At 47.7% G+C, this 4,805-nt stretch carries 4 protein-coding genes and 1 pseudogene; 3 read left to right on the plus strand and 2 right to left on the minus strand.

Annotated elements, in window-relative coordinates:
- The 3 genes from PLA23_RS10585 to PLA23_RS10595 form a co-directional block, all read left to right on the plus strand.
- Positions 1-339 (plus strand): hypothetical protein (locus PLA23_RS10585; RefSeq protein ID WP_324475159.1); only part of this gene is annotated, 339 nt, incomplete at its 5' end.
- Positions 336-1,043 (plus strand): PKD domain-containing protein, encoded by a 708-nt coding sequence (locus PLA23_RS10590; RefSeq protein WP_324329862.1) that lies wholly within the window; start codon positions 336-338, stop codon positions 1,041-1,043. The genes PLA23_RS10585 and PLA23_RS10590, both read left to right, overlap by 4 nt.
- A gap of 18 nt (positions 1,044-1,061) precedes the next feature.
- A complete protein-coding gene (locus PLA23_RS10595) occupies positions 1,062-2,990 on the plus strand; it encodes a tetratricopeptide repeat protein (protein ID WP_324475160.1) in 1,929 nt (642 codons plus the stop codon).
- On the opposite strand, the gene thiL is transcribed toward PLA23_RS10595, so the two are convergent.
- The gene (thiL, locus tag PLA23_RS10600; RefSeq protein ID WP_324329858.1) at positions 2,978-3,838 is read right to left on the minus strand and encodes a thiamine-phosphate kinase; all 861 of its coding nucleotides are present in this window, start codon (positions 3,836-3,838) and stop codon (positions 2,978-2,980) included. The two genes, PLA23_RS10595 and thiL, sit on opposite strands and share 13 nt — an antisense overlap.
- Positions 3,839-3,841: 3 nt before the next feature.
- A pseudogene (locus tag PLA23_RS10605) lies at positions 3,842-4,805 on the minus strand (DUF460 domain-containing protein); the annotation flags it as partial.

The raw sequence follows: 4,805 nt of genomic DNA on the forward strand, positions 1-4,805 counted from the left end.
TCATTCTCGGTGGCCCCTGCTTTTGAAGACCATGTGAGTGGCTCGACAAATCTTATCAATATGCAGTCATTTGCAATGGAATCAAGATTGAAGATTCGTGCGGTCGGTGGTGAGGGAACTCCGGCCGGAGTTGAGTACATGGTGAGCATCTCACCGATCAATGGGACTGATGCTGCAATCGGTACAGTAATGACAGATTTTCATGGTTCTATTCTGGAAGGACGGGGAAAGATGGAGAATGTTTCGGCACAGAATGAATGGCGTGATCGCTCCAAAGTGAGCGGGGCAATTGTAAACTTTATGAAGTCATTTACCTATACCTCAGGAATTACATTATGACATCAGCCAGGTGGAGATACCTTCTTGGATTTTTTATCCTTATGATACTGACATGCACGATAGTGCAGGCTGCATTTACATTAAAACCAGCAATGCTTCCATCTCCACCCGGATTCACCCGAGGATGCCACCCGTCATATGATGAGTTTGTGGTCTCAACACTTGCCGCTGATTTTACGTCTGACCGGACCGAGGGCGATGCGCCGTTGCGTGTCAGATTTTATGATATCAGTTATGGGTTTGCGGATGGGCGGTTATGGGATTTTGGAGACGGGAATACGTCAACTGAAAAGAATCCTGTCCATATCTATCGTGAACCCGGAAAATACGACGTCTCTTTAACACTCTACTCAAATTACACCTATGAAACCCCGATGGAAGAGTACCTGAATACCAGCAGAGGACAACTGACAGATTTCATGTGGAGCAGCACTGATCGTGAACTGGATTATATTACGGTTCATGAACGAGGATCCGGTGTCAGGCAGGAGGTTCCGGAAGGATGGTATCCACAGCCAAAGAACCGGGTTGAGATGCCGTCCGGGGCTGATGGAGCCATCGGCAGTGCCTCATTCAAGGCAAATGAGATCACCCTGTATAACAGTTCGCAGGGGTATCTGACTGAACGTGGATATAAAGAAACACTCGATATAAACGGGGCATATTACCTGGTAAAAAGTGTCCCGTACAATACCGGATTCTAACCTTTTTTATTGATTTGAATGCTCAGCTATACGACAAATTATCTGAAATGCATACTTTTTACTGCTATTATTACTGGATTATTCCTGGTCTGCGGATGTGTCGAAGACCGCCCCATTGATGTCCAACATATTTCCACCAATCTCACCATGCAGGCTGAGAAGATGGAACAGAATGGAAGCGCCATGGAGGCCTTGTCCCTGTATGATGCTGCCATCAGACTTGATTCATCAGATCCGTCTCTCTGGTTGAAGGTTGCCAGTCTCCTCTCTAATGAATCACTGGATGATGAGGCGATCATCGGATATTCACATGTTCTCACCCTTGATCCAAAGAACAGTACTGCACGTATCGGAAGAGGCAGGGCCTATGTACGGGAAGGAGATCTTGAAAAAGCGTATGCAGATATGAAAAATGCAACCATTCTGGATCCAAAAAATGCAGCAACCCATGCAGGCCTTGCCGATGTATATTTTGCCATGAATGAGACCAAACAGGCACTTGCCGAATATGGCATCGCAATTAACCTAAGCCCGAAAAATTATGAATATTATGTGAAACAGGCTGAAATTCTGTATGACGCCGGCCGGTATAATGAAGCGGCAAAGTCATACGACAATGCCCTGAAATTAAATAGGAAGGATGCCGAATCATGGCAGCGTCTTGGCGAGATGCTCCGGCTTTCGAACCGTCTGGAAGAGGCAGCGGTAGCCTATGGCCAGTTGAATACCCTCGTGCCTGACAATCCGGACAATCTGTATATCCTGGCCGATCTCCTTGAAAAGACTGGTAAATACAAGGAATCAAGAGATATCTATGCACGTCTGGTAAAAGAAGATCCTAAGAATGTGGATCTGCTCGTTGCCCTGGCACGTGTTCAGAATGTGCTTGGAGAATTTGAAGAATCAGCAGCGATCTCCCGTAGTGCACTGATGATAAACCAGAGTAATGCAGATGTCTGGGCAAATCTTGGGTTCTCATATGCCAACCTGAAAAAATTTGATGCATCGTTTGATGCGTTCAACCAGTCACTTAAAATTCAGCCCAATGATCCGATTACCATAACCAATGTAGGATTTTTGCTGATGCAGTCCGGCCGGTTTCAGGACGCATTGTACCGGTTTGATAATGCGACCATGATCAATCCAAACGATCCCGTGACCTGGATGCAAAAGGCACGTGCAGAACTGGCCCTTGGAAAACGGGATGACGCACTGCGGTCTGCAACCCGTGCAACCAAATTATCACCGTCCTCCTATGACGCCTGGTACCTCCTTGGTGATGTTGCAGCGGTGAACAAACAGTATGACGTGGCAAAGAAAGCATTTGAGACAGCCCTTCAGATCAAACCCCTGAAAGAGGATGCATTCAAATATCTCGTTGAGGTCATGCGTCAGCTTAACCAGGCATATGATACGATTCATTACTATGATCGGGCGATTGCTGAAAATCCTGATATTCCCATCGCCTGGATGAGAAAAGGGTACGCAGCGGACCTTGCAAATGAGTATGGAATAAGTGAGGATGCATATGCCCAGGTGGTCAGGATTCAGCCTGACAATGCAGAAGGTTGGACCAATCTTGGGTTTGCCCGGTTTCAGCAGGGGAATTATTACGGAGCGATCGCTGCCTTTAATGAAACACTGAGGATTGATCCAAATCAGTCAGTCTATTATGTAAACCGAGGTGCTGCATATCAGAAGATTGACCTTCTTGATAACGCATATCAGGACTTTTCAAAGGCCCTGGAACTTGATCCTGAAAACCGGGATGCTCTGTTTGGAATGGGAAAAACCCTGTATAAGATGGGAAAAGTCAATGAGGCATTTCCCTATTTCAAAAAGATTGGAGAAAATCTTTATATAGCCCGGGTATATGATTCTCTGTATCAGGGTGTGACCTACTTCTCAAATAACTGGAACTACTGGCGGTATTCCTACCAGTGGTGAAGATATCCCTTTTTTTGCAGTACGGTACCATCCATTAGAATATCCTGTTGTGCGGTTACCCTGCCAATCCGCGTCACCGGAATGGGAAGGTCTTTGAATTTTTCTTCTGGAATGAAGAAGAGTAGTTCAAAGTCCCCTCCTCCATACAAGGCGGCCTCACGTGCCTTGTTCTGATCCGTATCCTTTGGCAGGGGGATACATTCAGCTGATATTTCCATGCCGACATGCGATTCGGCAGCGATATCATAGAGGGATATGGCAAGTCCGTCACTGATGTCCATCATAGCCGTCGCCCCTGCCAGCCGTGCAGCTCTCCCTTCCCTCACCCGTGGCTGTGGTTCACATAGATCCTTCCAGAACCGGTGATCACCAAAAAGCCCCAGAATTGCCCGTCCCAAGGTCCCGGTCACACAGATGAGATCACCTGGCATTGCCCCCCGTCTTCTGACCGGCTCTCCATCCCTGATGATCCCTATCCCGGTTGATACTATGGTCAGTTCAGAATGAGCATCAAGATCTCCTCCGGCGTAGGTGACCCCATATGCATCGCAGCAGGCATACGCTCCCTTCACAATCTCTGATAAGCGGTTCTGATCATCAAGACCAATGGCGAGGACGATCTGTATCGGTTCTGCTCCCATTGCAGCAATATCTGAGATCGTTACCGCAACCGACATCCACCCGATCTGCCAGTTTGTCATACCCTCTGGAAAATCAGATTGCATATGCAGCATATCGGTTGAAGTCACCAGAGTGCCGCAGGGAAGACGAATGATCGCACAGTCGTCTGAGCAGGTATCAGCCCCGCAGACCGGCCTGATAACATCCAGGAGTGCACGGTCATCCATACCTCATTTCACCTTCCGCTCCCGCTCAGCCAGATATTCCTTCATGAGCGACTCCAGCATCTCCTCACCTTTCTCTTTCATGAATTTTTCATGCTCTGCGGTAAAGTCAAGAAGTGCATCATCATATGCGACCTCATCACAGGTTCCGATCTCTCCTTTAACCTGGATCTGAAGATCCTTTGAGAGAACAACCGGCAGTTTCTCATGGAAAAAGACATCACGAAGTTCTGTACTCAGGGTATCTGCTGCCTTTTCATGCACGATAACCGCTTCAACGCCATATCCGGCGAGCTCATGTACGATGCCCTTCCCCCATGAGGCAAGCGTTTTCACATAAAGAATGTCACCTGGCTGAATACCGATTCGTTCGATAAGCTGGCGGACACTCTCACGTGAGAGGTCAGGAAGCACCTTAATGGCACGGGTTCCCTGAGTCCGCAATTCATCAGTGGTTTCTTTTATTCGTTTCAGGCGGCGCTGTAATTTTTTATTGTTCCGCTCCTCCTGTCTTAGCCGGTGCTTGAGGTTTTGTATGATCTGATCCCGTTTGATGATCTCAGGCTCTATATTAATCCCCTTCTCCCGCTCCGCCTTCATACCTGAAATTTTTCTGGACAATGCCTGGTTTTGTTTTTTAAGAGCTGCTATCTCCTGCTGGAGATCTGATACCAGAGCACGGAGATCCTTGACGGTTCCATCAAGAATTCGAACCCGTTCGTCTGATGTGTCAAGATTGACCTCAGGTTTCTTCTCTTGTGCTATCTGTGCCTTTTCTTTTCTGCCGCTCAGGATCTGTTCCAGTGACTGCCCTCGGATAATACCGGCCCGCACCTCGTCAAGGTCAATCCCTGGAGGTACCCGTTTGAGTATCCCTGAAAATTTATGCCTCCAGTATTTGTATGCTTCAACCGCTGCGGTGAGGGCATCCCGTTCATGATCATTTGCATACCCGTACTTTCCGGCAAGT

This window comes from Methanospirillum sp. (genome assembly GCF_035406105.1).
Classification (GTDB): Archaea; Halobacteriota; Methanomicrobia; order Methanomicrobiales; family Methanospirillaceae; genus Methanospirillum.

Excerpts from the sequence above, each read along its gene's own strand:
- PLA23_RS10590 (WP_324329862.1), top strand. The coding sequence starts at position 336 with ATGACATCAGCCAGGTGGAGATACCTTCTTGGATTTTTTATCCTTATG.
- thiL (WP_324329858.1), bottom strand. The coding sequence starts at position 3,838 with ATGGATGACCGTGCACTCCTGGATGTTATCAGGCCGGTCTGCGGGGCT.
- PLA23_RS10595 (WP_324475160.1), top strand. The coding sequence starts at position 1,062 with ATGCTCAGCTATACGACAAATTATCTGAAATGCATACTTTTTACTGCT.